This window comes from Paraburkholderia sp. SOS3 (genome assembly GCF_001922345.1).
In the GTDB taxonomy this organism is placed as follows: Bacteria; Pseudomonadota; Gammaproteobacteria; order Burkholderiales; family Burkholderiaceae; genus Paraburkholderia.
In genome coordinates this window covers 1,068,121-1,092,362 of the sequence record NZ_CP018811.1, presented here as the reverse complement: position 1 = coordinate 1,092,362, position 24,242 = coordinate 1,068,121, and the positions used below count along the sequence as shown (strand labels likewise).

Genomic DNA, 24,242 nt, shown 5'->3' with positions numbered 1-24,242 from the left:
GTGCCTCAACCGGCATACGCGCGTCGCAGCATGCGTGCAAGGCGCGCCGCTTCCGCTTCGTCGACGATATTCGCGAAGCCCAGCACTACTCCTCGCAGCGTACGTTTCGTGCGCGCACCGATATGCCACGACGACAGCGCGCTCACCGCCAGCCCCGCTTCCTGAGCGCGCGCGACGATGGCTAGATCATCGACGGGACCGATGTCGCCGCTGTTGAACAGCATCACGAGATGCATACCGCCTGCGGGCCGCTCGATACGCGCCTTTGCGCCGAAAGCCTTCTCCAGCGCCCTTGCGCAGACCTCGCGGCGCTCCGCGTAGAGCGCGCGCATGCGCTTCAGATGCCGCGCGAAATGCCCTTGCGCGATGAAGTCCGCGACTGCCGCCTGCAACAGATAAGGCGGCCCGGCGTTCATACTGGTCGTGAGCTGCGCGAAGCGGGCCATGGCCCGTTCGGGCGCCACTACGTAGGACAGCCGCAAACCGGGAAACAACACCTTGCTGAACGTTCCGCAATAGATCACGCGATCGTCCACGTCCAGGCTCTTGAGCGCCGGCAACGGCCGTCCGGCGTAGCGAAACTCGCTGTCGTAGTCGTCTTCGACGATCCAGCTGCCCGCCCGTCCCGCCCATTCGAGCAGCTTCATGCGCCGCGCCAGCGAAAGCGTCGCGCCGAGCGGGCTTTGATGCGAAGGCGTCACGATCGCGAAGCGCGCGTCCGGAGCCAACGCCTGCCCGGCATCGACATCGATCCCGTCGTGATCCACCGGAACGGGCACCAGCTTGAGCCTCGCCTCATTGAGAAAATCACGGGCCAGAAAATACCCCGGTTCCTCGAACCATGCGCTGTCGTCCGGTTTGGCGAGACTGCGCAAAATGAGTTCGAGCGACGCACGGTAGCCGCTGGTCACGAAGACCTGTTCCGGCGTGCACTCTACGCCGCGCGAAAGGCCCAGATACGTCGCGATGCGCTCGCGCAGCGGCCCAAAGCCCGCCGGGTCCGGATACGTGAGCGAAGCAAAGTCCACGCTGCGTGCGCGATGCGCGATGATGCGGCTCCACACCTTGCGCGGAAACGCATCGAGCGCGGGCAGGCCGGGACGCAGTGGCCGTGCTTCGTGACCGGGCCCGGCTGCGGGCGCCGGTTTAGGGCGCGGCATGCCAGTGTGCTCGCGTCCCCGGCGCGCAGCCGGCTTCAGCACCGACGCCGGCAAGGACGACGATACGAAGGTGCCCGCCGCGCCGCGCATCTGCAGATAACCCTCGTCGACGAGAATTTCATAGGCCATTTCCACCGTGCCGCGCGCCGTGTTTAGTTGCGTGGCCAGACCGCGTAGCGCGGGCACGCGGTCGCCCGGCTTCAGGTGTCCCGCCGCGATCGCGGCCTTGAAGCGCTCGCAGATCTGCAAGTAGACCGGCAGCGCATGGCGCCGGTCGATATCGATCTTCAGCGCGTATTTCCGGTTCGATATCGATAATTCCTGGACTAGTCCCATCGACGTTTCCTGTCCATTCTGGCTAAGACATGATTGTCACACAATGACTTCACTTTCACGAACCGAACGAGGTGTGTCATGAAGATTGTCGTCATCGGAGGGACCGGGTTGATCGGTGTGAAGGCCGTGGCCTTGCTGCGCGAGAAGGGTCATGATGCCGTTGCTGCATCGCCGGGCACGGGCGTCAACGCCATCGCGGGTGCGTGCCTGGAGGGCGCGCAGCGCGGTGCGCAGGTAATCATCGTGACCAACCCGCCGGGCCATGGCCCGCGAACCGTCGCGGCCTTCTTTCGCGACGCCACGCGCAATCTCTTCAGGCCGAGCGCGATGCAGGCGTGCGGCACCATGTGGTGCTGTCGATTGTCGGCGTGGATCGGATGGAGGGCAATACGTATTTTGCGGCGAAGTGCGTGCAGGAAAGCTTGGTCGCGCAATCGGGGGGCGTATTCGGTCGTGCGCGCCATGCAGTTCTTCGAGTTCCCCGGCACCATCGCCGATCTGAGCACGATGGACGGCACGACGCCGCTGTCACCGCACCAGTTCCAGCCCATCGCCGCGGACGATGTAACGGCCATCATCGTGGACATTGCCGGTCCCGAGCAGTGTGCGATGCATGCGTTTATCGGCAACTATCTGCGGGCCGTGCGCGATGGCCGCCCGGTTATACCAGACGACAAAGCCACCTACTTCGGCGGTGTGATGGACGAGCGTTCGCTGGTGCCAATCCGTGCAGCGCGGCACGGCCGCACGAGTCTCGGCGACTGGCTGGACCGCACGCGCCTTGCGTCGCCCGCCACGGCGTGAAGCGTGGTGATCCGTACGGGCGGCCGCGCCTGACTGCACTATGGTGCGACATAGTACGCATAGGCCGCGTACACCTTCCATCTGTCTACTTGCAGATTCGCGGCGATAAGGTATCTCGACGATGCGAGAAAATGTTGCAGAGATTGCAGTCCCGAAGCGCCAAGGCGCGCCATACATGTACTATCGTTCGCCAAGACGGGGCGGCGAAATTCTGCCAAACATGCAACGCACGTAGCTCGCTGAGCTTCTCCAGGGCAGACACGCGACGTTGCTGTCAGGCCGTTTGTGATTGCGCGACTGAAAACTGGCGAATACCTGCTTTCGCTTAGTCGCCCTCGGCTTGGAGGCCGCCCGTGAGCTCAGGCCTTCGCGGCGACCGGAAGTCGGAATGGGGCGCCGAGACGGTTGAAAGCATTCATCGCGGCAATCGTTATCGTAAGGTCGACGAGGTCCTTCGGCGCGAACATTGCCGAGGCTGCCGCGTAGGCGTCATCCGAAGCATGTGTTTCGCTGACGCGAGTCACCTCCTCAGCCCACGCCAAGGCAGCGCGCTCCTGTTCGGAAAACAGGTGCGGGACCTCGTCCCACACCGGTATCAGCGTGATCTTGTCGATGGACATGGTCTTCCTCAGATCGCGACTGTGCATGTCGATGCAATGGGCGCATCCGTTGATTTGAGAAACTCGAAGGAACACGAGATGAATCAGTTCCTCCGGCAGGTTGGTGCTCTTGGTCACATATTGATGGACACCGAAAAGGGCCTTCGCGCCGTCCGGAGCAATTTCGTTCCATTTCAAGCGGGTCATCTGCATCCTTTGCCGTTTGGCCATAAATGATATCTCTTGCGTCACGGGCACAGGTTGGGTGATTCGGGTTCCTGCGAATCCATGACATAACGCGAAGTTACTATTCGGAGAACCCGGGCAAAAGGTCCAAGATCCTGCGAAATAACTAGGCCAAAGGCTTTGTGCACGCTTCACATCAAAATCGACCGTACTGCGTCGGCGCCCTGTTAGCCGCGGGGCCACGCGAGCGTCGGGCGATCATCAAACGAAGCCTTGAAAAACAGGCGCCAGCCAATGTCGGAGCGTCGACAGAAGCCTCGCTTGTTTGCGCTCGCATGAGAACGACCGCTGCGAGATGGTTTGCGGTCGTGCGCTCCGGCATTTTGGTGGTCCGCTTCGGGTCGGCTGCGGAAATTCGCCGACCAGAGCAATGCGGTATGCATCCCTGCACGATGGATTCCCGAGTTCGGCCGTGAAGAGGTAGTCGACGTTGAGAGCTGGACGGTTGACAATCCGCCGTAACCAATTTTTCACTACGTGCACACGACACATCTACGATTATGACTGCCCTCCCCGAGACCGCGCTCGATGTGGTTCAGGCGTTTTGGCACCTCATGGCTACAAACGATTTTCATGCTGTCGCCGCTGTTCTTGCGCACGATTTTGTTCTCGACTGGCCCCAGTCGAACGAGCGGATCCGGGGTACTGCAAATTTCGCCGGACTTAACACGGCGTATCCGGCGCAAGGTAAGTGGGTCTTCACGATCAATCGTATCGTCGCTGCCGGGAATGAGGTTGTTTCAGACGTATCCGTCACGGATGGCACCTCGGATGCAAGAGCGATCTCGTTCTTTACGGTCAAAAGCGGAAAGATCGCTCACGTGCTTGAGTACTGGCCGCAGCCATACGAGGCGCCATTCGACAGGGCGCAGTTTGTCGAGCGAATTGAGTAAACCGTCGTGCCCATTGGTCATAACGCGCCCTCCATTCGCACATTGAAGAGGCTGGGTTTTCTCCTGGAAGGTCAACAACGTCAGGCAGGGCACTGGGGCGGCGCCTATCACGATCTCTCTCAGTTCGCGTTGTTACGCGCCGATTTCCAACGTTACCGCTGATAGACTTTTGGATTGGCGCTCGCTCCCGTCATGCTTGCTTTTTCCTGGGCGTACATGGTTGGCGCACGTAATAGATATCCCATTGCGCTTCATGTGTTTGAACAAAGCCATGCCGCTGATAGAAGCGGTTGGAATGACTGCCACGCAAAGCGCCCACCCGGATGGGCATGTGTCGCGCATCCGCATCCGCAAAAATCTGCTCCAGCACAAATGCACCCATTCCTTTTCCCTGGTGTTCGGGCAGAACGTAGAAGTGATCGAGCAACCAATGACCTTCGTGAGGGCGAATCAGAACAAGGCCGACACGAGTGCCATTGGCCTCGATGAAACGGCACATTGCTGGGTCGAAGGAAATCAGAAAACGTTCGCGAGCCCGCCGCTGATCGAAGCGCCCGATATGTTCAAAGCTCTCTCGCATCGCTGCAATGCGAATGGTCACCAAAGCTTCAGCATCAAGCTCGGTAGTGGGAGATAGCGTAATGTTCATCGAGGTCCGTCAGGGGCACAATGTGTTCATCCGGCGTAGCAGTCGCCACAGACAACACGGTCGAGACGAAGGAATGCACCGAAGCGATTTGCGCAAAGAATTTATCGCCACGACGTCAACGGTGCCGGTCTCAACACGTCAGGTCGACTCTCGAACAACACGTCGATCGATTCGACAATCTGATTGACGACGATCCCGGCTGAGCAACCCGTACAGCGCGCTGTCGGACGCCTCGTCGCCGACTACCCAACGCTCACGCAGAAGCCCCTCGCGGACGAATCCGAGCCGCTCAAGAAGACGAGCCGAGGCCGCGTTACGTGGATCGACATCCGCCTCGATCCGCCGTAGCTGCAAGGTCGAGAACGCGTGTTCTATCAGAGCAGAGGCCGCTTCGTACATATATCCTCTTCGCCAATGCCTGCGTAGCAGGCTAAAGCCTATTTCGGCGCGCGCGCATTGGTGGTCCGCATGGAACAGCGCACAATCTCCGAGCACTTCGCCAGTTTCCCGCAATTCAAGCACGCAAATGAGGTCCTGTCCGTTGGTGGACGTCAACAATTTGCGGGTGATCCTGTCCGTTGCCTGACTTAGGCATGTCATTGCCGGAAACGAGAAATAGCGCATCGCAACTTCGTCCGACCGAATGGCAAACAGCGCTTGCGCGTCCTCCTCGCGAAGCGGGCGAAGCACGAGTCGTGGTGTAGCCAGGATTACAGGTTCGAACGGCTGCACAGTCATTCCTCATTGAGAAGGCGCGGATGTGGCCAGGCTCAAGCCGGACGACCTGCGGCCCGGCGCGCTCGCCGTCGATGTTTGAATGCATCAACAGCTCTCAAAGCGGCTTAAGGGCCGGTCGTCGAGCGCGAGTTTAATAGAGCGACGAAGGCATATATAGTTTATCTGCAAAGGATAACTGCATTTATGCCGACCTGAGTCGGGGCGGAAAGCGCGTACCGCCCCACATCTGTCCCGAGTGCGCCGACGTCGCACTGCCCGAAGCCTTCCATGCACCGGGCGTACAATCCTCTGACCCTGTCGGATGCACCTCCATTTTGAGGGAGTCGTACATGGCGGCTGACGGTACGCGCCGAGAAACGCCACTCCCCAGGCCCGGCGATTCGCGGCCGTCCGCGGAGAACAAGCCACATGCCCGCTCATATAACGCCCAATCAGCTCGTTCAGTTGATCATCCCAGGTATCACGGCAGTCTTTTCGCTCGGCTTTGCCTGTGCATGGATCTACGATAGGAGACTGCGCTATCTGCGTTTTCTCGCCGCTTCGTTTTTTGCTTTCGCACTCGGCTCGGCAGTGCAGATCTGCCACCTGCCCGATGAATGGAGATCGAACGCGCTTATCTCGGCGGCATTTTACGTGTCGAGTGTTCAACTGTTGGCGGAAGGCGTTCTGCGCAGGGCGGGGCTTCATTGGCGGCTATCGACGCATGCGGCGATGTTCGCGCTGGTGCTGGGCAGCATGTATTACTTCTCCTTCGTGACGTCGAATCTGCTGGTGCGCGTCTACATCCTGAATCTTAGCGCCGGGGCGTCAATGATATTGACCGCGCTCCGTTTCAGAAAACACTGCAACGGACGCACCGTTAACCGCGTTCTTCTCTGGGTGCTGCTGATCTTTGGCGCCAGTTTTTTCATCAGGACGCCGCTCACTACGATCCACCCACTGCCTCATGGCACCGCGCCGTTCGGGCAGACCCTCTTCTGGGTCATGCTGCAGTTGTCGCTCGCTCTGATGGGCGCTGTCTTGGGGCTGGTGCTGCTGGCCGCCGCGATGTCGGACGTGATCGACCGGCTGACGGTCGAACGCGATCTCGACCCGCTCACAGAAACGTTGAACCGGCGTGCGTTTGAACGCCTGGCGGGCCGCCGCGTCGCGGACAGGCGAAGCTATCCGCTCGCGCTGATCGCTTTAGACATCGACAACTTTAAATCCATTAACGACCGTTACGGACATGCGGCCGGCGACACAGTGCTGCGCCAGTTCGCCGCCATCCTGCGCGCCGGAGTGCGCGAGAAGGACGTGGTGGCGCGCATCGGCGGCGAGGAGTTCGTGCTCCTGCTGCCGCGCGTGGACGACACATTCGCGTATCAGATCGCCGAGCGCTTGCGCACCGTGCTGGAGACTTCCCGCTTCGATCAAATCGATACGACGCTGCGCGTCACGACGAGTGCCGGGATTGCCCGGTATCGGCCTGGCGAGGCGCTCGGGGAGTTGCTGGCACGCGCCGATCGCCTGCTCTATGCGGCAAAGCGTGCGGGAAGGAACCGGGTGGTAACGGAGCCGTCAGGTCAGACGCGGGATGCCCCCGAGCTTGACGCCGTGTGATCGGCCAAAGGCGGCAAGCATTCGAACCACGTCGATTACATGGGATGTAATCGGTGCAATGAACGACCACGTCGACTCTTCGGCTATCGCGCCTCCACACGGCGCTCGCGTTGCAGCAGGGGGTACATCGCGCGGATATCGATGCGCTTTGGCACGGCGCCGTGCCTGCCGCCCCTGCACTGGCCGCGCTATCGGCACACGCGCGCGCGTTGATAGAAAAACGCGGCCACCTGGCCGAATCGGACCCGAAACGCTGCATCTGATCTTCGATCCGCAGGGAATGCCTCCCTTCGTGGCCGACTGGAACACGGTCTCGCGAAGCTTGCTGCAACGCGTGCACAGGGAATCGGTCGGCCACATGGTCGATGCCGGCACCAGGCGTCTGCTCGACGAACTGCTTGCCTGTCCAGACGTGCCGAGCGACTGGAAAATGCATCGCGAGACGTGCACCTTACCCACGAATGCCCATGATTCCGATTGCCCGCGCGGTCGCTCAGCAAATCATTGCTCCGCCGTTAGCGGCGGCCCGAGAAACTCGATGTGCCATTTCGTGCCCAGGCGCGCGAGCGCCGCCGGATCGGCATGGCCGCCCGCCATCGCGTCGCGCAACTCGCTAAAGAAGCCGGCCGCATCGAATCCGGGCGAGATCAGTACCAGCATGCGCGAGGCGTCATGGTCGATGTTGACGAAACGATGCGTGGTGCCGACCTGCGCCGTCAGCGTCTCGCCTGCCTGCACGACCTCGCGTTTGCCGTCCACTTCGAACAGATAGCGCCCTTGCAGCACATGGAACACTTCAGTTTCGTGCTCGTGCCGATGCATCGGCGGCCCGAAGCCCGGTGCATCGCAGGTTTCAATGAGCGTCGCGCGTCCCTGCGTCGACGATGGTCCGATGCACACCTTAAGATCGAGGCCGATGGCAGGAATGTGGATGGCGCTGTCAGTGATCGTTCCGTTGTCGGAGAGTTGCCGTTCCATGATGTCGGTCCTTGCTGTCGATGACTCGTGGGATCAGTGGTGATCGAACAGTGCGATCTGCTTCGACTTGATCATCGAACGGACCTTGCTCATGAACCGGGTCTGCGGATCCTTCCGGCACTCCTGCGCGACGGTCGCCGCGACGGGCTGCATGGTATCCACCACCGTGGTTTCGGTGCCCGTCACGCCGAGCTTGTCGACGCCTGCAACCCAATAGACAAGCGCGGGCTTATATGCGTCGTCAACCTGCACGAAGTCCGAGCACGTCATTTTCGCGGGCGCGATTTTCTGTTCGGCCGCGCGGGCCACACCGGACGCACCGGATGCACCGACGACGAGAACACATATGGCGGCTGCGATGGTTTTTGCGCGTTTCATCTGACACTCCTTGATCGGTTGTGAAATTCGAGACTGCCTGCGCAGCGTATCGACGCAGAATTAGGCCGGAATTACCTAACCAGCCGCCACGGTAAGCTCCTCCACTTTCGCGATCGCGCGCGCGACAGCTGGGCGTCCTGGTATCGTGTCGCACCAGCGTTGCACATGCGGCGTCTCGTCGAGCGTCAGGTCCGGGAACGCGCGTCGCCATATCCAGCCGAAGTGGGCGATATCAGCGATGGAATAGTCATTGCCCGCGACGAACGACTGTTCGAAGAGGAGCGCATCGAGCAGCTTCAGTCTGTTCGAACGTACGCGCCCGCTGCAACGGCTCTCGCGACAGCAGCTTGCCGTGCGTCTCGGCGAGATACACAAGGATGGCTGCAGACTCTGCCAGTTTGAAGCTACGGTCCTCGGTGGTCAGCACGGGCACTTTGCCGTTGGCATTCAACGCGAGAAATCCCTCCCTCTTCTGCTCGCCTCTCCGAACGTCGACGGCATGCAGCACATAGTCGATTCCGAGCTCTTCGAGTGCAATCGGCACCTTGACGGAATTGGGAGTAGCGAATGCGCGGACGTGGTACATGGCCTGCGTTCCTTTTGAGAGAGATATCGGTCTGATGTGCACACGGTCGAGTCGCGAGTGCGCGGTAACGATGACATCCCCGCAGCGGCCTCGGCGATCTCCGCCAGGGACTTGCGTCGCGTCTTCAAGGGCACACTCATCGCGGCGGGTGGCTTTACTGCGGACAGCGCGCATCGCATGATCGAAGCGGGCGATGCCGATCTCGTCGCGTTCGGGCGCCTGTTCATCTCCAATCCGGATCTGCCGGAGCGACTGCGCGTCGGGGCGCCGCTGAACCATTACGACCGCTCGACGTTCGTTGGTGGCGATGCGCGCGGCTACACCGATTATTCCTTCCTCAGCACTGCGCCCGCTCTCTGAACCGCAAGCGAGCGTTGTTGACGGCCCTGCCGCACGATCGCCTGCGCCGGGGCCGTTTCGTCTGCGCATTCCGATCGCGATGTCGATTGCAAAGACCGCTGACGCCGCTAACTTCATCGGCCATGTCCCGGCGCGATAGACTTCCGGCTGAACACATATCTCAGTCACGATAAAAACTTCACGGCCCTTCAAGGAGAAACGGCGGCATGGACCGGATGGCAGCGATGGAAACGTACGTCAGCGTTGTGGAGGCCGGCTCTTTCTCGGCGGCCGCGAAGCGGCTCAAACTCGGGCAACCGGCCGTCTCGAAGTCGATCGCGCAACTCGAGGAGCGACTCGGCGTGCGACTCCTGTTGCGCTCGACGCGCGGCCTGACGCCCACCGATGCGGGTCAGCGTTTCTACGAACACGCAAAGCGCGCAATCGAAGAAGTGGACCTCGCCGAGCATGTCGCGCGCGACGCGTCGACCGGACTATCCGGTGTGCTGCGCATCAGTGCCGCCGTGACCTTCGCGCGGCTGCACATCCTGCCTGCGCTCAAGACGTTTCTGGACCGGCACCCCAACCTGCAGATCGATATCGTACTGGACGATCGCACCATCGACCTGCTCGAAAAAGGCGTGGACGTCGCATTGCGCATGGGCTCGCTCGACGATTCGGCCATGACCGCGCGCCGCATTGCTCAAAGTCGCCGGCTGGTCGTGGGTACGCCCGGCTACTTCGCCGAAGCGGGCGTACCGGCGACCCCCGCGGACCTCAGCCAGCATCAGGTGATCGTGTATTCGTTGCGAGGCGGTGGCGAGTCGTGGGCGTTCAGCCAGCAAGGCAAGGAGGTGGCCGTCGTCGTGAGTGGACGCGTCAGCGTGAGCGCCGCCGAAGGCATCCGCACGACGGTGCTCGGCGGCATGGGCCTCGCAATCGCATCGGAATGGATGTTTTCGCCGGAACTTGCCGACGGCGCCGTTCAAGCGGTACTGACCGACTGGGAATTGCCCTCGATCGACCTGTGGGCGGTGTTCCCGGCCGGGCGCCTCGTGAGTGCGAAGGCCCGAGCGTTCGTCGCCTTCGTTGAAGAGATTCTCGGTGCCGCCGGCAGTGGTGCCGACGGCGCGGCCTCAGAAAGCGAGCTTCCCGATTGACGCGCCGCCATCGACGTAAAGCGTCTGACCGGTCATGAAGGCAGCCGCGTCGGATAGCAGAAACGCGATCGTCGCGGCAATTTCATGCGGCTGGCCGAAGCGACCCATCGGCACCGAGGCCAGATAGCGCATCTCGCCTTCGCTCCCCGGCGGATTGTTCGCGCGAAACAGCACGGTTTCGGTCGGACCCGGCGCGACGGCGTTTACCGTGATGCCCGTGCTGGCCAGTTCCAGCGCCCACGATCGCGCAAAACTCACGAGCGCCGCTTTCGCCGCTGCATAGGCGGTGCGCTGCGTCATGCCGAGAATCGTCAGGCTGGAAATATTCACGACGCGTCCCCAACCGCGCGCCCGCATACCGGGCAGGAGTGCCTGCACGGTCTGCACCGCGGGATGAAGATTCAGCGCGAGAACGTCATCAAGGTCGCTTAGCGCGACTTCGCCCAAACGCTGCGGTCTGACTAGCGCGACGTTGTTTACCACGCCATCGAACGCATGGCGGCGCACGAGGTCATCGAGTACCGCGCCGGTGGCGGCGCGGTCGGCCAGATCGACGCGGACCAGTTCGCCGGGAAAATCGCTTGCGTCGCGCGCGAGGCCCACCACGTGGTGGCCGTCGGCGATCAGCCGTTCTGTTAGCGCGAGGCCAATGCCTTTGGTCGCACCGGTGACGAGAAATGTACGCCGTGTCATCAGATGTCCTTTACGAACTGAATGGAATCGAACAGCAGCGCCGGATTCCCCCGGCGCCGGCGGCACCGGCTGGTTTTGAACTGCCGGCCTCAGACGTTGGCCGTTGCCTTTTCCAGAACCGGGAACATGTCCGACGGGTCCGGACGACGCGTGTAATCGGGGTTGACCTCCGAATACAGCACGATGCCGTCCTGTCCGATGACGTAGCGCGCGGGCATCGGCAAGGTCCAGCTCGCGTCGTTGTTAAACGCGGGCAGATCGTTCTTCAGATTCTTGTACAACTCGACCAGATAGTCGGGCAACGCGAATCGCAATCCGAAATCGGCGCCCGTCTGGCCGTTCGCGTCGCTCAGCACCGGAAAACCGAGTTCGTTGGTACGCACCGATTTACGGCTGTTGACCGGGCTTTGCGGCGAGATTGCCACGACGTTCGCGCCATAGGCCTGAATCTTCGGCAGCACTTCGTTGATCGCCTGCAATTCGATATTGCAGTACGGGCACCATACGCCGCGATAGAACGTCACCACGAGCGGCCCCTTCGCCAGCAATGCAGCGGAAGATACGTCGTTGCCATCCTGATCTTTGAGGTTGAAATGCGGCGCGCGATCGCCGGCCTTGATTGCGCGGCCGGCCTGCCCGCTTGCAATCAGTTCCGCCGTGGCGCGTTCCATCACCGGATGAATCTCCGGCGGCGCGTTGAACGGCGGTTTGCCTGCCTTGAAGTCGGCCCGGAATGCATCGAGTTTGTCTTGCAGTGACATGAGAGGTCTCCGTCGAGAAGAATAGTGAAATCGGGAAATCGCGTGACGAGCGGATTCAGGCTGCACTCTGCGCAGCGGCGGTGCGCGCTACTTCGGCCGCGGTGATGCCTTCGAGCGCGAGGCCGTAGCCGATGCCTTCGTCGATCGCACGACGCAGGCGCTGGGTCGGTCGAGCATTGCGGTACGCGTGTTGATAGCGGTCGAACGTGGACATGGCGGTTTCCCGGTGAACTTCGGTATGAGGCTGGACCGGAGCCGCGAGGGCTCCCGGGGCCGGCTTTAGGCGGCAGCAGCAGCGATCGGTTTGGTCCACTCGTTACCGGCCATGAAGCCGTCGAGTTCGGTGTGGACAATGTGGTTCGTGTAGTTGCTCATCACTTTGGTCGCCACACCCAGAATCACTTCGAGGACGTTTTGACGGGTGTAACCGGCGGCGAGAAACGCGTCGACATCGGCATCCGGGACGAAGCCACGCTCACGCACCACGAGCGTCGTGAAGCGATGCAGCGCTTCGAGTTTTGCATCGGGCAGCGGCGTGCCGGCGCGCAGCGCGGCAATCACGCCTGCGTCCATCTTGATCATCTTTGCCAGCGTGGAGTGACCGGCCATGCAGTAATGGCAGTTGTTCTCGAAGTTCGAGGTCAAATAGACCACCTGCTGTTCGTGCGGTGTCAGCGTGCTCTTTGAGAACAGATCCCACAGCGCCGAGTAGCCGGCCAGCAGCGCGGGCGATTCCGCCATGTTCGCTTGCAGGTTGGGGACGAAACCGAAGGCGCGTTGCGTGTCTTCGAGGCTGGGCTTCGATGCAGCCGGCGCATTATCGATCGTGTAGGTCTTGAAGTTGCTCATCGTTTTGTTCCTGTTGGTTGACGGTGAGCAGATCATGAAGGTCAGCGCTTTGTCGGAGAAGGCAGGCGCCGTCGATAACACTCATTCCAGGGAGGCATAAAGCGGTGGCTGTGCCGTTGAGGGCTATCCGTCTCAGGGGGCTCGTGGAAGAATGGTTGGCCTTCTACATGGGGTATGCATTCAGGCATGCGATGCTTGTGCAGCATCGTCTCGCGCCCGGCGAGTTGAGCGTCCCGTACGTCGTCCACCGGGAGAACGAAACTCCCACACGTCCCGTTTCGAGCCTTCTCGTTTAACAGAGGAAACACCGAGCTGCGCAATGCCGTGAACGCGTAGCTTCGTTCATACCCTGGCTCATCGGACCGTCGCGCTCGTATGGCCAAATTCGGCGTGGCGCGCAATGCGATCGATCGCGTCCTCGCCCGCTGAGTGCGGGACGGAGTTCGGGCCATGAGCGGCCGCTCCTTTTATATTTGCAATTGCCGCACATCCACCGAAAGCGGCCCTCCGAACGTTTCAAACAACTAGGCGTTGATCAAATTGTGTCAACGGACGTTCACCGAAGACGCAAACGTCAGATACCCTGTCCGCCTGAAACGTCGATTCTCTGCGCGATGACTGCCTTGAAACCGGCATCGATGCGCCCAGCGACGGCGTCGGTCAAGCGATCTTCAAGCCGCGCCGCCCGCACTGATACGAATGGGCCCCTCGTCCTCGCATGACGCACTGCGCACGCGGCTCATCGCGGCGCGCACGGACGATAGCAGCCGCGCTCCGTCATCGGTCAATGCGCTCTTGCGCGTCGTGCGGTGAAAGAGCCGCACGTCGGGATGTTCTTCGAGCTGACGAATCGCCTTGCTGACTGTCTGTGGTGTGCAGCCCTGCGCGTGCGCGGCCCCGTTGGAACTGCCCAATCCGGCAGCGCAGATAAAGGTGGAAATCGCTCGAAGTTCGTCCACGGCGGCTCTCCGATGCTCTGAGCCCCCAGCTTGGCAAGCACGCACGCGGTCGGTCACTCTGCTCTTTGAATTCAGTGCGTGGTGATCCTAAAGGGCACGCGCGGCGACGGCATCCGCGAGGCGTGAAAACATGGGTCTGAAGCCTAGATCATCGCGGATACGACGACCATCGAGCGGCGTCTCGAAAGCCGCTCCACGTTTAGCATCCGATCCGTCCGGCGGCGGCGCTCCGATGGAAGCGAAGAGTTCGGCGATCCGGAGTGGCTCCTCGTCGACCACGTTGTAGATGCGGTACGTCGGGTCAGAGGTGTCGAGCAGCCGTGCAACAGCTTGAGCCACGTCGGCATGATGCGCAATCGACATACGCTGGGTTGGAGAAAATCCACGCATGAGAGTAACCGCTTCCCGAATGTGCGCATCGCCGTCGCCGTACACAAAGGCCAGACGTAGCACCCGCACATCCGGATCCTTCAGGCCAAGCAGGAATCGTTCGGCCGCAAGCTTGCTCAGCGGGTAAGCGGCAGTTGGTGCGCAATGATCGTCTTCGTTCGCCGGACGTTCGCCAGTTGGCCCATAGACCAGACCCGTGCTTAGGAAAATAAATCGCTTCACGCCGGCGGCACGAGCGGCGGTTGCCAGACGCTGTGTGCCAACGTCATTGACGTTATGTGCCTGCTCAGGTGTGGCGCCACGGAAAAATGCCGCACTGTGCACCACGACGTCGGTGCCAGAGACTGCCGCTTCGAGTGAGGCCGCATCAAGGAGGTCAGCCTCGGCGAGTTCGATACCATCCGCTTTGAATTGCGTTGCGTGCAGCGGGTCACGGATCATGGCGCGCACCTGATCGCCGCGCTGGGCCAGGCGCTTCACAAGCCGACTTCCGACCTTTCCGGTTGCTCCAGTCACAAGAATTTTCATGCGCCGACTCCTGTCAGAGTGATGGGACCCGACGACTGTATCCGCTGGTCTCCGGCTTGAATTGGAAAAAACGGACAGGTCTCGTATCGTTCGCGCGACGGTCGAACGCCGTTTACAATGTGCCCATGCACATTGAAGCCATTCACTGCGGACAAGCAAGGTCCAATACCCCGGTCCCGTCAATTGTTGATGCCATGTTCGCGGACGAATGCCTCATGGACGGGCTGAGACTGGCGATTCCGCGCCCCGAGGTGCATCTCGTGGTCAGGTTCGGACCTTCTGCAAGCAGAGGATTGGACATTCACGTGCTCGGGGCGCGCCGACGCGTAACCCGAAAGATCATTCGCAAAGGACAGTGGACCATCCTGGCCCGTCTCCAGTTGGGCAAGGCGGGTGCGGTGCTAGGAGCGCCGCCCTCCACATTCAATGGACACGTAGTGCCGGTGGAACAGGTGTGGAGCGCCGCCGAAACGCAAAACCTGTACGACGATCTGGCGACGGCGACGAAGGCCACCGATGCAGCGATGATTCTCGAGCGAGCCATTGCGGCTCGACTGTCGCCCGACGACCTGAACTCGGGTCACTCCTTGCTAGTATGCGAAGCCGCGAAGAAATTGCTTAACGCAAATGTGAGCGAAGTTGCCTCTGACCTGAGAATAAGCGAACGGCATCTGCGCCGCGTGTTTCTCGAAACGGTTGGTATGAGCCCAAAGACGTTTGCGCGACTCATGCGATTCTCGCGCGCGACGGACCTCGCGCGCGAAAGCAGTCATGCAAGCTGGGCGAGCATAGCCGCCGCGGCCGGTTACTACGACCAGGCGCATCTCATCGAAGATTTTCACGTCTTCGCGGGCGCAACACCCGAAGCGTTCCGTCGCGAACTCGGCCACCTGGGCATGCTTAAGTACAAAGACAGGGCGGCGCAGCTGTAATCGATGTCCGGCGAGATCCGGCCGGCTGCTTTAGCCGGTACAAGTCGACAATAGGACCTCAGCGCGTGGCAATCGCTCTCGAACTCTGCAGACTTGAGCGTCCCTCGGTATCCAGGGATGTCGCGGCTCACCGTTCATGAATGACTGTTCCGAGGTCGCAAGTTGCCGTAGTGGTCGCATTAGGCCGAGAGGCCGCCTCGGATCGATGAGCGACAAGCGCCTCCGTCAACAGCAGCCAGGAAGCGTCATTCGTGTTTCGTGCGACTCTGACATTCAGACGACGGGCCTGCCCGGTACAGCGGCCATTCGATCTCGCAGTGCCCGAGCCAGCGTTCATGACCTAGACGGCATAGCGAATGATGCTTTGGTCTTGAACATTTGCAACCAACTCGTCCGCACGAGATAACAGCCGCAGAAGTAACGGGTTTGTATTTGCATCGCTGTATCCCAAGACGAGATCAATCGTCGGAGGTACGCCGTCAAGCGCCCTTGCAACAACATTTGGTGTCAGCATATTTTGCGCATACAGCGGGATAAGCGTAACGCCACCCGTTGACGTAACGAGCGACATTGCGGACGGCAGGTTTTCGCCCTCGTATCCCGCCTTGAGCGATATTCCGACACTCGATGCGTATTGCTGGATCACGGATTCCAGTACGGGAGAAGTCCTGGACGAACTGACGTAAATTTGGCTGGCGAGATCCTGCGGGCGCATTTTCCTGCGTGAGGTCAGCCGGTGGTCTGCTGGCAGTACGGCGATCAGTGGCTCCTTCGCCAAGACTTTGAATGACAGGCCAACGGTCTGTCTCTCGGGACGAAGGAAAGCGACGTCGAGCTTTCCTCGCATCAGCCCAAGAGCGAGTTCAGGAGAAGACTGGCTGCACAGTGTGATCTCCGCATCCGGTGCCTCCTCGCGGAGGATGTGCAGCGCGTGCGGTAACCATACGACTTCCTGCCCCGCAAGGAAGCCCATAGCCAGGGTGGGTTTTTCAGGCTGTTCCGCACGCCGCGCGCCGTCGATAGCAGCTTCGACTTGAAGCAGCGCCAGACGCGCGTGATCAAGGAAAATTTTTCCGGCAGTGGTGAGCGCCACGCCGCGCGCCTGGCGCTCCAGTAACTTCACACCTACTTCGAATTCAAGATCGCGGATCTGCCGGCTAAGTGACGGCTGCGACGTGTGTAGCCGCCGTTGGGCGGCTGTCAACAGACCTCCTTCCTCCGCAACCGCGATGAAATATCGCAGATGTCGAAGTTCCATTGGCTCTCCTGTATGCCTTTGAGGCATAGGTCAAATCATAGAAAGTCTTTGTCATCGTGGCAAGGGATACCTATATTGCAACGGCTGCCATATTGACGAGCCAAGCGCCCCGGTGGGGTCCTACTGGCGTGGCCACCCTATTCCGAGTGCTCAATCACAGGCCGATTCCTGTACTCGACGCATTCAAGCGCCATGAGCAAGCGCGTCGCGCCGATTAATACTTAGAAATCCATAGCAGCGATGTCGGAGTGCGCTCCGCTTGCACGTTTCGTGATGCGCATGAAATAAGACTTCGAAAGAAGCCGCGGGCAGCATTCTCGACGCCGCGGAGAACCAGTACATCAATCAATCTCTTACAGGAGGTACCAGCGATGCCTACGATCACCACTCCGGACGGCGTAAAGATCTTCTACAAGGACTGGGGGTCCGGTCAGCCGATCGTCTTCAGCCATGGCTGGCCCCTGTCCGCCGACGACTGGGACGCCCAGATGATGTTTTTCCTTCAACACGGCTACCGGGTGATCGCTCATGACCGGCGCGGGCACGGTCGGTCCGAGCAAGTCGGCACCGGCAACGACATGGACCACTGGGTCGCGGACCTCGCTGCACTGACCGAACACCTCGGCGTCCGCGATGCAATCCACATCGGGCACTCCACCGGCGGTGGCGAGGTGGCCCGCTACGTCGCTCGCCACCAGGACCGGGTCGCCAAGGCAGTGCTGGTGGCCTCGCTGACGCCGAACATGGTCAAAACCGACGCGAACCCTGCAGGTCAGCCGCGGGAGTGGTTCGACGCCGTCAAGTCAGGCGTGCTTGGCAACCGGTCGGAGTTTTACCGGGCAGTCCCGGAGGGTCCGTTCTATGGATTCAACCGTGCGGGCGCCAGGCCGTCTGAGGCGGTGATCGCGAACTGGTGGCGCCAGGGCATGGAGGGCAGCGCCCAGGCCCACTACGAGACCGTATCCTCCTGGCTGGAGGACTACACCGAAGATCTGAAGAAAATCACTGTACCGGTACTTGTCATGCATGGCGAAGATGACCAGATCGTGCCGTTCGCCAGTTCGGTGCCCCGCGCGGTCGACCTGCTCGCGAACGGTGTACTGAAGACATACACTGGCTTCCCGCACGGCATGCTGACCACCCACGCGGACGTCCTGAACCCCGACCTTCTCGAGTTCATCAAATCCTGAACGGGACGCCGGCTCGAACCAATCCGGGCAATTCGAGTGGCGCGCTCCACAGGTGCGCCACTTCACCTATACCTCCGCTTGGGGTCTCGGTGAGACGGTCCGCGTTCGTCTCAGTCAGATAATCGGATGCGTGCCATCGCAAGTCCAACGGCCGGAACGTCGCCGTGCAATTTTTATCGAGACTATCGACGGCCCTAATCGGGTTTAAACCCGTCGTTCAACGTTTTGACAAACGCGATGATGTCACGCATCTCACCTTCGGTCATTGCAGGCTGATCCCCAAATTTCCGGTCAAACGGCGCGTCGACCACATCCACATTCGCCTGGAACTGCGGCGGAATATCGTTGTACTTCACCACCTTCCCGGACGCATCGCGCGGATAGATCCTGTCCGGATTCGTGTTCCGGAAATTATAGAAATCCATCACCTGCTCGAGGGTGTGATAGACGCCATTGTGAAAGTACACCGGCCGCCTGGCGGAATTGCGCAAGGTCGGCGTCAGGAACATTCCGCAGTATTGCGTCTGGTTCGCGAGATCGCGGCGGAACGGCCCGCAGATGCCCAGATCGTAAAACTTCGGATCCTTGTTGGCCGCAATTTCCGGATTGCGCGGCGCGCCCAGCGCCTCATATTGCGTATCCGTAAACAACGGCGGCAAGCCGTCCTTGCTCGGCTGGCTCAGGTGGCATCCCGCGCAGTTCGCCTTGTTCGGATCGTTGAAAAGCCGCATGCCGTGTAACTCGGCCTGCGTCAGGCGCGCCTTGCCTTCGAGCCAATAGTCGTACTTGCTGCTGAATTCATGGAACGACTGATCTTCGAACTCGTAGCGGCTCACCGCCGACATCGCCTCCGCCACCAGCAGACCCGTTGTATTGAGCACGTTGGCGCCGAAAAACGCCTTGAAGGCATCGGCATACTTCGCCGCCGCCAGCTTGTGCGCCACCTCGGCTTCGCTGGTATTGGCCATCTCCACCGGATTGAGCAGCGGACCTAAGGCCTGCTCCTGCAAAGTATCGACGCGGCCGTCCCAGAACAGTCCGCCCTGCGGCACCATCGCCGGCGCCGCGGGAGCCGCGCCCGCCGTCTTCACCGCTCGCGTCGTGCCCGCGGCCTGCGCGGCAAGCGCGCTCAAGTCCGGCGGAATATCGGTTTCTGCCGCTTCAGGCCCGATGCTGAATCCTTGTTGCCGATACAGATAGGCCAGCGACGGCGGCGACCGGTAGCCCGCGAGCGTCATATGCGCACCGCCAAACTGCACAGGAAATGCATTTGGCGGTCCGTATGAATTCTGCGCGCTGTGGCATGACGCGCACGACTGCTTTCCCGACGCCGACAGCGACGGATCGTTGAATATCTGTTTGCCAAGCTGCGCGAGCCCGCTCAAAGGCTGCGCCACCGGCCGCCTGAGCACGATCGGATGAGGATTCGCACCGGTCAGATCCTCGACCAGCAATCCCACCGGTTCCGGCATCCGCTGTGGATAGACAAGCGCATAGGCGCTCACGGCAAACGCGGCAAGCATGCTAACCGCGAGACTCCATAAAACGGTGCGACGGGCGGTCCGGCGAACGGCATCGGGTGCGGGGGCGCCGCCGGCGGAAGGCGCCGCCGGCGAAACGGTATGCAATGGCTGGTTCATGTGATCAGAAAAGCAAGGGCGCAACAGCACAAAACAAATGGTCGAGCCGACGGAGTGCCCGGCTCGACGCACAGGACGCAGACGTCTTCATCGCCGGCCGGTGCGCGCGCTACGCTCGCGCACCGGTCCCGGGACAAATGAAGCAAGCTTCTTCTTTAGTTCGTGGGGGCCGCCGCCAGCTTGGTGCCCATGTTCGGATCGAGGAACAGGGTGCGCGGCGTGGTCACGTTTTGCGTGAAGTCGAACATGCCCATGATGCTGCCGTCGTTCGCATCGTTGGAACCCTGGCCGATGCGTTGACCGCCGAGCCAGTTATCCTCGATGAACTTCACCACCGAAGACTGGTTGATCTGCACGTCGTCCACGTAGTTGGCCTTTGCATACGGCGAGATCACGAGGAACGGAATGCGCGTGCCCGGGCCGCAACGGCCCTGCACTGCCGCGCCGTTCACGCCCACGCCTTGCACCGACGTGCCCGCCACGTTGCAGGTGCTCGGGCCATTCAATGAATCCGAGGACGAGAACGAAGCTGTCTTCGGCGGTTGGTAACGATGGTCGTACCAGCCGTCCGAGTCGTCGTACGTGATGATCACGGCCGTGTTCTTCCAGTCCGGCTGCTGCTGCAGGAAGTTGACCACCTTTACGATGAACGCCTGTTCGTCGATCGGATCCGAGTTGCCCGGGTGACCGTCGCCGATTGCCGGTGCCTTCAGGTAGCTGACCGACGGGTAGTTGCCCGCCGAAACGGCTGCAAAGAAGTCGTCGGTATCGTAGTTGTGGTTAGCCGGATCAACCGTCTTGCCATCCGCTTCGAGCGTGTTGCCGATCGCCGCGAGCGAGCTCGGGCGTGCGTGCGTCGGGTTCGCCGTGGACGCGTAGTACTGGAAGAAAATGTGGTGCGGAACGTAGTCCGGCACATTGCCGCCGAGCACGCTCGAGAAGGTCGTGCGGGTACAGCCCGTCGAACCGTTGGCGTTGATGGTCTGCAGGTTGAAGCCGCCCATGAAGCCGCCCCACGTGATGTTCCTCGCGTTCAGCAGATCGCCGATGTTCTTCGACGTCATGTGCATCGTGCTCTTTGTCGACGAGCAGGTGTCGCCGGCCGGATCCGTATCGCCGGTCAGGCTGAGGCCGCCCTGGCCGTCGGCCACCGTCGACGCGTTGCCGATCACGGGCACCACACCGTTGTTCTGGCCGGAGATGACGGCGATAGCGCCCGGTGTCGACGGGCCGAACGTGTCGGTGTAGGCGTTCTGGCTCATGGCGAAGTTCTGCGCATAGTTCCACAGCGCCGTCACCGTGTTGCCGTCGAAGTAGCCCATCACCTGAGCCTTCGTGCCGAACTGCCCAGCGGCGCCGGTCGTCGCCTTGCCGGTGTTGGCGGGGAAGGCGTCCATCGCGCCGTTGTCATAGGCGTTCTGTTCCGGACCATACGAGTGGCTCTGGTCGGCAGTGTTGGCCTGAGCGCGGTCAAGACGAAACGGGTTCAGCAGCGACGGCGAAATCGTCACGGCAGGCACGGCAGCCTGCGTGCCCGACGCCGGAATGGCCGGCGTGACCACGATCGCCAGATTCTGCGTGTTGATCGTGTTCGGGTTGGCCGTCAGCAGCGAAGGCGTGGCGCCGAGCAGGTTGTTCACCTTGGGCGTATTCGGCAGCGGCGTGAACACCGGCGTTTCGCCCGGCGGGTTCGCGGCGTTCGGGTACGTGCCGAAGTAGTGGTCGAACGACCGGTTTTCGCCAAAGATCACGACTACGTGCTTGATCGGCGTAGCGGTTGGAAGTGCGTCCTGAACAGATACGGACGCGGCCGCGGGCGGCGTTGACGCAGCAGGGGCGCTACTATCGTCGCTTCCGCAGGCGGCCAGCGCAAATAGCGTCACCGCCAGCGATATGGGTAACAAGGCGTTTCTAAACATGCTCGGGGGGCTCCAGATTCGCGGTATAGCGCTTTCGGTACTTGTGGAAAGTGCAGATGCATCAGGCGATGCGTTCTGCGTATCTACGGTTTGAAGCCACCGAATTGAAACATCGGAATATAAATAAATAGAGGCTATTAGCTTTCTAAATACCTTCTTTAATATTCACTATCATTACTTTCCGAATACTTTCAAAGCGCGCGAGGCAAATCTCACCTCCTCAGGAATCGTTCTGGATTCCGATGTATCTGGGTAGTCCGTATCCGCTTGTGTGCGGAATGCGGGGGGACTGTCGCAACGAATGGCGCGCTTGACGGACGACCGGGCGCCGCGACGAACGTGGCAGAGCGGCTGTCGCATAGTGGCACTCCGGTCGTTAAATCCGGATCTGACTGACCGGCTTGGAGATAATTGTCTGACCGCGCTGGGTCGAGGATCTCAGCCGGACATTGGAGCGCCCGCTCCGCTTCTGAATGGGCCCCGATCGCCACATCACTGCAAGTCGTGCGGTTCGAATCAGCCTTCGCGTGGCCGATGAATCTGTTGCGTCATGGCGTGGATGGCTACCATCGCCGCGGCAATGCCCGACGTTGCGCCGACACCAAGAGCCCAGCGCGGCCCCAGATGGTCGGCTACCCAGCCCACGAGCGGCGCTCCGATCGGCGTACCGCCGAGTGCGATGGCGACGCGCAAAGCCATCACCCGTCCCCGCATGGAAGGCTCGGTCGTGAGCTGCATCAGGCTGTTGGTGGCGTTGGTGAAGGTCAAGGCGGCCACACCAATGACGACTAGCGCGGCAGCGAATAACCAGTAGCCTGGCGCGATAGCGGCCAGCGTGCAGCCGATTCCGAAGATCGCCGCGCCGATCGGCAAGGACACGAACCGTGGCCGATCGCGGCCGGCGGCAAGCAGTGCCCCCGAAATGGTACCGATGGCCATGATCGACGACAGGAGTCCGTAACCGCGTGCATCGGCGTGAAAAACACTGACCGCCATGGTCGAGATGAAGATCGGGAAATTCAATCCGAACGTGCCGATCAGGAACAACATGACGAGGATCGCCTTGAGGTCCGGTCGGGACCATACATAGCGCAATCCCCCGGTGAGACTTCCCTTGGACCGGTGTGCTCGTGCATTCGCATGCAGAGCGGACACGCGCAGCAGAAACAGGGACGCCAGCACCGCGAGAAAACTGGCGCCGTTCAGCAGAAATGCCCAGCCTGTGCCAATCGAAGCGATGACCAGACCGGCCACCGCCGGCCCGATCATCCGTGCCGCGTTGAACGAAGTCGAGTTGAGCGCGACCGCGTTCGGTAGATCCGCATCGCCGACAAGTTCGGCCACGAATGTCTGACGCACGGGGGCGTCGAACGCCGAGGCGCAGCCTGACAGAAACGCGAATACATAGACGTGCCAGAGCTGGACGATGCCAGTCACCGTGAGAAGACCGAGCATCAAGGCCAGAATGCCCAGTACGGCCTGGGTCGCCATCAGCAGTTTGCGCTGGTTGTAGTGATCGGCGGCGAATCCTGTCCAGGGCAGCAGCAGGAGCTGCGGCCCGAACTGGAGCGCCATGACTGTGCCCACGGCCGCCGCATTGTGATGGGTGAGTTGGGTCAGCACGAGCCAGTCCTGCGCTGTGCGTTGCATCCAGGTGCCCACGTTGGAAACCAGCGCGCCTGCCGCCCAGACGCGGTAGTTGACGTTTCTCAGCGAACGGAAGACGCCGGCAGCCGGAACGCTCACGAATGTCCCGGCGTATTGCCGCCGTGGAAGCGGCCAAAATGTCGCGCCGTGTACAACCCGAGTGCCAGCGAGCCGAGCCCGAGCGCGAGGACATCACTCGTGTCTCTCAGGTCGAAATTGCCGACACGGCAAACGAGCAGATAGCCGAAAATCAGATTGAAAAAACCCCAGAGCAGGTTCACGGTCGACGACGACAGCCCTTCCCCCGGCGGTTTCGCGAATGGACTTTGAAACGGCCTTCCCATCAGGCCGCTCACGTAGTGCGGTACAGCGTTCGTGAGAAAGGCACCGCCCAGGAACCACGACACAAAATGAAGCCATGCCATTCCTAGACGCTCCTCGTTGCCAGCAGGTCGATGATGTCCTGCGCTGTGCCGGTTTCGCCCAGCTTCGGGAAGACGTTCTGGATGCTGTATTCGTGAGCCTCGGGACGCGCATCAGTCATGGCGTCGAGGGCTAACGTGACGTTGAAGCCATGCTCGTACGCCTGGCGTGCGGTCGACTCGACGCCCGTTCCGGTGGCGACACCGGCGACGACGACCTGGGTGACGCCGATCGACTTCAGCCGGTTTTCGAGGTCGGTGCTGGCGAACGCGCCCCAGGTTCGCTTCGTCACGACGATATCGCCGGGCTGCTGATCAAGCTCGGGGATGAAATCCGTCCACCCAGCCGGATACGGTTCGCTGCGGCGCTGCCGCTCGGTGCGGCCAGGCGCTACCCCGGCAACGTTGACGAGGACGACCGGCAGGCCGCGTTCGCGAAACGCGTCGAGCAGCGCGCGCGAACGACTCACGATCCCGTCAATGGGATGGATGAAGGAGGAGCCGACGATGCCCTTTTGCAAGTCGACGATGATGAGGGCGGTGTTCGGATCGAGCGTGGAAAGAGCCATGTTATTTCGTGAAAGGG

The 24,242-nt window shown here is 61.1% G+C and carries 27 protein-coding genes and 1 pseudogene; 8 read left to right on the top strand and 20 right to left on the bottom strand.

Going from position 1 to position 24,242, the window contains the following annotated elements; all coding sequences use genetic code 11:
- Positions 1 to 5 precede the first annotated feature (5 nt).
- On the bottom strand, positions 6 to 1,496 hold the full coding sequence (pdxR, locus tag BTO02_RS05020) for a MocR-like pyridoxine biosynthesis transcription factor PdxR (RefSeq protein ID WP_232243448.1): 1,491 nt from the start codon (positions 1,494 to 1,496) through the stop codon (positions 6 to 8).
- A gap of 78 nt (positions 1,497 to 1,574) precedes the next feature.
- Here pdxR and BTO02_RS05015 point away from each other — a divergent pair, with 78 nt between their 5' ends.
- Positions 1,575 to 2,300 (top strand): NmrA family transcriptional regulator, encoded by a 726-nt coding sequence (locus BTO02_RS05015; protein ID WP_332262257.1) that lies wholly within the window; start codon positions 1,575 to 1,577, stop codon positions 2,298 to 2,300.
- A 359-nt stretch (positions 2,301 to 2,659) separates the two neighbouring features.
- Here BTO02_RS05015 and BTO02_RS05010 read toward each other — a convergent pair whose 3' ends face one another.
- Positions 2,660 to 3,106 carry a carboxymuconolactone decarboxylase family protein gene (locus tag BTO02_RS05010; protein ID WP_075158606.1) on the bottom strand — a complete coding sequence of 149 codons (447 nt, stop codon included), beginning with the start codon at positions 3,104 to 3,106 and terminating at the stop codon, positions 2,660 to 2,662.
- A 539-nt stretch (positions 3,107 to 3,645) separates the two neighbouring features.
- Between BTO02_RS05010 and BTO02_RS05005 the strand changes: the two genes are divergently transcribed.
- A complete protein-coding gene (locus tag BTO02_RS05005; protein ID WP_075156099.1) occupies positions 3,646 to 4,038 on the top strand; it encodes a nuclear transport factor 2 family protein in 393 nt (130 codons plus the stop codon).
- Positions 4,039 to 4,228: 190 nt separating this feature from the next.
- Here BTO02_RS05005 and BTO02_RS05000 read toward each other — a convergent pair whose 3' ends face one another.
- Both BTO02_RS05000 and BTO02_RS04995 read right to left on the bottom strand, forming a co-directional pair.
- Positions 4,229 to 4,687 carry a GNAT family N-acetyltransferase gene (locus tag BTO02_RS05000; RefSeq protein ID WP_075156098.1) on the bottom strand — a complete coding sequence of 153 codons (459 nt, stop codon included), beginning with the start codon at positions 4,685 to 4,687 and terminating at the stop codon, positions 4,229 to 4,231.
- Positions 4,688 to 4,825: 138 nt separating this feature from the next.
- Entirely contained in the window at positions 4,826 to 5,419 is a 594-nt protein-coding gene (locus tag BTO02_RS04995) for a GNAT family N-acetyltransferase (protein WP_156883747.1), read from the bottom strand.
- A gap of 414 nt (positions 5,420 to 5,833) precedes the next feature.
- Between BTO02_RS04995 and BTO02_RS04990 the strand changes: the two genes are divergently transcribed.
- Both BTO02_RS04990 and BTO02_RS35615 read left to right on the top strand, forming a co-directional pair.
- The gene (locus BTO02_RS04990; RefSeq protein ID WP_075156096.1) at positions 5,834 to 7,027 is read left to right on the top strand and encodes a GGDEF domain-containing protein; all 1,194 of its coding nucleotides are present in this window, start codon (positions 5,834 to 5,836) and stop codon (positions 7,025 to 7,027) included.
- Positions 7,002 to 7,406, top strand: a pseudogene (locus BTO02_RS35615) (hypothetical protein); the annotation flags it as partial. The gene BTO02_RS04990 and the pseudogene BTO02_RS35615, both read left to right, overlap by 26 nt.
- Before the next feature lie 122 nt (positions 7,407 to 7,528).
- On the opposite strand, the gene BTO02_RS04985 reads toward BTO02_RS35615, so the two are convergent.
- The 4 genes from BTO02_RS04985 to BTO02_RS04975 all read right to left on the bottom strand — a co-directional run bounded on the left by BTO02_RS04985 (position 7,529) and on the right by BTO02_RS04975 (position 8,969).
- Entirely contained in the window at positions 7,529 to 8,005 is a 477-nt protein-coding gene (locus BTO02_RS04985; RefSeq protein WP_075156095.1) for a cupin domain-containing protein, read from the bottom strand.
- A 33-nt stretch (positions 8,006 to 8,038) separates the two neighbouring features.
- Positions 8,039 to 8,383: an HdeA/HdeB family chaperone gene (locus tag BTO02_RS04980; protein ID WP_075156094.1), complete on the bottom strand. Its 345-nt coding sequence runs from the start codon at positions 8,381 to 8,383 to the stop codon at positions 8,039 to 8,041.
- 75 nt (positions 8,384 to 8,458) lie between these two features.
- Positions 8,459 to 8,677, bottom strand: coding sequence for a glutathione binding-like protein (locus BTO02_RS35000; protein ID WP_232243504.1), 219 nt, complete (start codon positions 8,675 to 8,677; stop codon positions 8,459 to 8,461).
- On the bottom strand, positions 8,631 to 8,969 hold the full coding sequence (locus BTO02_RS04975) for a glutathione S-transferase N-terminal domain-containing protein (protein ID WP_232243447.1): 339 nt from the start codon (positions 8,967 to 8,969) through the stop codon (positions 8,631 to 8,633). The genes BTO02_RS35000 and BTO02_RS04975 overlap by 47 nt, the downstream gene beginning before the upstream one ends.
- Positions 8,970 to 9,005: 36 nt before the next feature.
- Here BTO02_RS04975 and BTO02_RS04970 point away from each other — a divergent pair, with 36 nt between their 5' ends.
- Together BTO02_RS04970 and BTO02_RS04965 are read left to right on the top strand one after the other, a co-directional pair.
- Complete coding sequence (locus tag BTO02_RS04970) at positions 9,006 to 9,329, top strand: oxidoreductase (RefSeq protein ID WP_269667997.1); 324 nt, start codon at positions 9,006 to 9,008, stop codon at positions 9,327 to 9,329.
- A 206-nt stretch (positions 9,330 to 9,535) separates the two neighbouring features.
- Positions 9,536 to 10,468, top strand: coding sequence for a LysR family transcriptional regulator (locus tag BTO02_RS04965; RefSeq protein WP_075156093.1), 933 nt, complete (start codon positions 9,536 to 9,538; stop codon positions 10,466 to 10,468).
- On the opposite strand, the gene BTO02_RS04960 is transcribed toward BTO02_RS04965, so the two are convergent.
- The 6 genes from BTO02_RS04960 to BTO02_RS04935 form a co-directional block, all read right to left on the bottom strand.
- Positions 10,445 to 11,161: an SDR family oxidoreductase gene (locus tag BTO02_RS04960; RefSeq protein WP_075156092.1), complete on the bottom strand. Its 717-nt coding sequence runs from the start codon at positions 11,159 to 11,161 to the stop codon at positions 10,445 to 10,447. The two genes, BTO02_RS04965 and BTO02_RS04960, sit on opposite strands and share 24 nt — an antisense overlap.
- An 89-nt stretch (positions 11,162 to 11,250) precedes the next feature.
- Positions 11,251 to 11,922: a peroxiredoxin-like family protein gene (locus tag BTO02_RS04955; protein WP_075156091.1), complete on the bottom strand. Its 672-nt coding sequence runs from the start codon at positions 11,920 to 11,922 to the stop codon at positions 11,251 to 11,253.
- A gap of 55 nt (positions 11,923 to 11,977) precedes the next feature.
- On the bottom strand, positions 11,978 to 12,136 hold the full coding sequence (locus BTO02_RS34110) for a hypothetical protein (protein ID WP_198039190.1): 159 nt from the start codon (positions 12,134 to 12,136) through the stop codon (positions 11,978 to 11,980).
- A gap of 65 nt (positions 12,137 to 12,201) precedes the next feature.
- Positions 12,202 to 12,771 carry a carboxymuconolactone decarboxylase family protein gene (locus tag BTO02_RS04950; protein WP_075156090.1) on the bottom strand — a complete coding sequence of 190 codons (570 nt, stop codon included), beginning with the start codon at positions 12,769 to 12,771 and terminating at the stop codon, positions 12,202 to 12,204.
- A gap of 671 nt (positions 12,772 to 13,442) precedes the next feature.
- Positions 13,443 to 13,730 (bottom strand): LysR family transcriptional regulator, encoded by a 288-nt coding sequence (locus BTO02_RS04940; protein ID WP_075156088.1) that lies wholly within the window; start codon positions 13,728 to 13,730, stop codon positions 13,443 to 13,445.
- Between the two features lie 87 nt (positions 13,731 to 13,817).
- Entirely contained in the window at positions 13,818 to 14,648 is an 831-nt protein-coding gene (locus BTO02_RS04935; protein WP_075156087.1) for an NAD-dependent epimerase/dehydratase family protein, read from the bottom strand.
- A gap of 125 nt (positions 14,649 to 14,773) precedes the next feature.
- On the opposite strand from BTO02_RS04935, the gene BTO02_RS04930 reads away from it, so the two are divergent.
- Positions 14,774 to 15,580, top strand: coding sequence for a helix-turn-helix domain-containing protein (locus BTO02_RS04930; protein WP_075156086.1), 807 nt, complete (start codon positions 14,774 to 14,776; stop codon positions 15,578 to 15,580).
- A 340-nt stretch (positions 15,581 to 15,920) separates the two neighbouring features.
- Here BTO02_RS04930 and BTO02_RS04925 read toward each other — a convergent pair whose 3' ends face one another.
- Complete coding sequence (locus tag BTO02_RS04925; RefSeq protein ID WP_075156085.1) at positions 15,921 to 16,838, bottom strand: LysR substrate-binding domain-containing protein; 918 nt, start codon at positions 16,836 to 16,838, stop codon at positions 15,921 to 15,923.
- A 371-nt stretch (positions 16,839 to 17,209) separates the two neighbouring features.
- Between BTO02_RS04925 and BTO02_RS04920 the strand changes: the two genes are divergently transcribed.
- On the top strand, positions 17,210 to 18,028 hold the full coding sequence (locus BTO02_RS04920; RefSeq protein ID WP_075156084.1) for an alpha/beta fold hydrolase: 819 nt from the start codon (positions 17,210 to 17,212) through the stop codon (positions 18,026 to 18,028).
- 194 nt (positions 18,029 to 18,222) lie between these two features.
- On the opposite strand, the gene BTO02_RS04915 is transcribed toward BTO02_RS04920, so the two are convergent.
- The 5 genes from BTO02_RS04915 to BTO02_RS04895 form a co-directional block, all read right to left on the bottom strand.
- On the bottom strand, positions 18,223 to 19,668 hold the full coding sequence (locus BTO02_RS04915; RefSeq protein ID WP_075156083.1) for a cytochrome-c peroxidase: 1,446 nt from the start codon (positions 19,666 to 19,668) through the stop codon (positions 18,223 to 18,225).
- Between the two features lie 155 nt (positions 19,669 to 19,823).
- Positions 19,824 to 21,587, bottom strand: coding sequence for a phospholipase C (locus BTO02_RS04910; RefSeq protein WP_075156082.1), 1,764 nt, complete (start codon positions 21,585 to 21,587; stop codon positions 19,824 to 19,826).
- A gap of 516 nt (positions 21,588 to 22,103) precedes the next feature.
- Entirely contained in the window at positions 22,104 to 23,333 is a 1,230-nt protein-coding gene (locus tag BTO02_RS04905) for an MFS transporter (protein ID WP_075156081.1), read from the bottom strand.
- Positions 23,330 to 23,659, bottom strand: a complete 330-nt coding sequence (locus tag BTO02_RS04900; RefSeq protein WP_075156080.1) for a hypothetical protein — start codon at positions 23,657 to 23,659, stop codon at positions 23,330 to 23,332. The genes BTO02_RS04905 and BTO02_RS04900 overlap by 4 nt, the downstream gene beginning before the upstream one ends.
- A gap of 2 nt (positions 23,660 to 23,661) precedes the next feature.
- Entirely contained in the window at positions 23,662 to 24,225 is a 564-nt protein-coding gene (locus BTO02_RS04895) for an isochorismatase family protein (RefSeq protein ID WP_075156079.1), read from the bottom strand.
- Positions 24,226 to 24,242 lie beyond the last annotated feature (17 nt).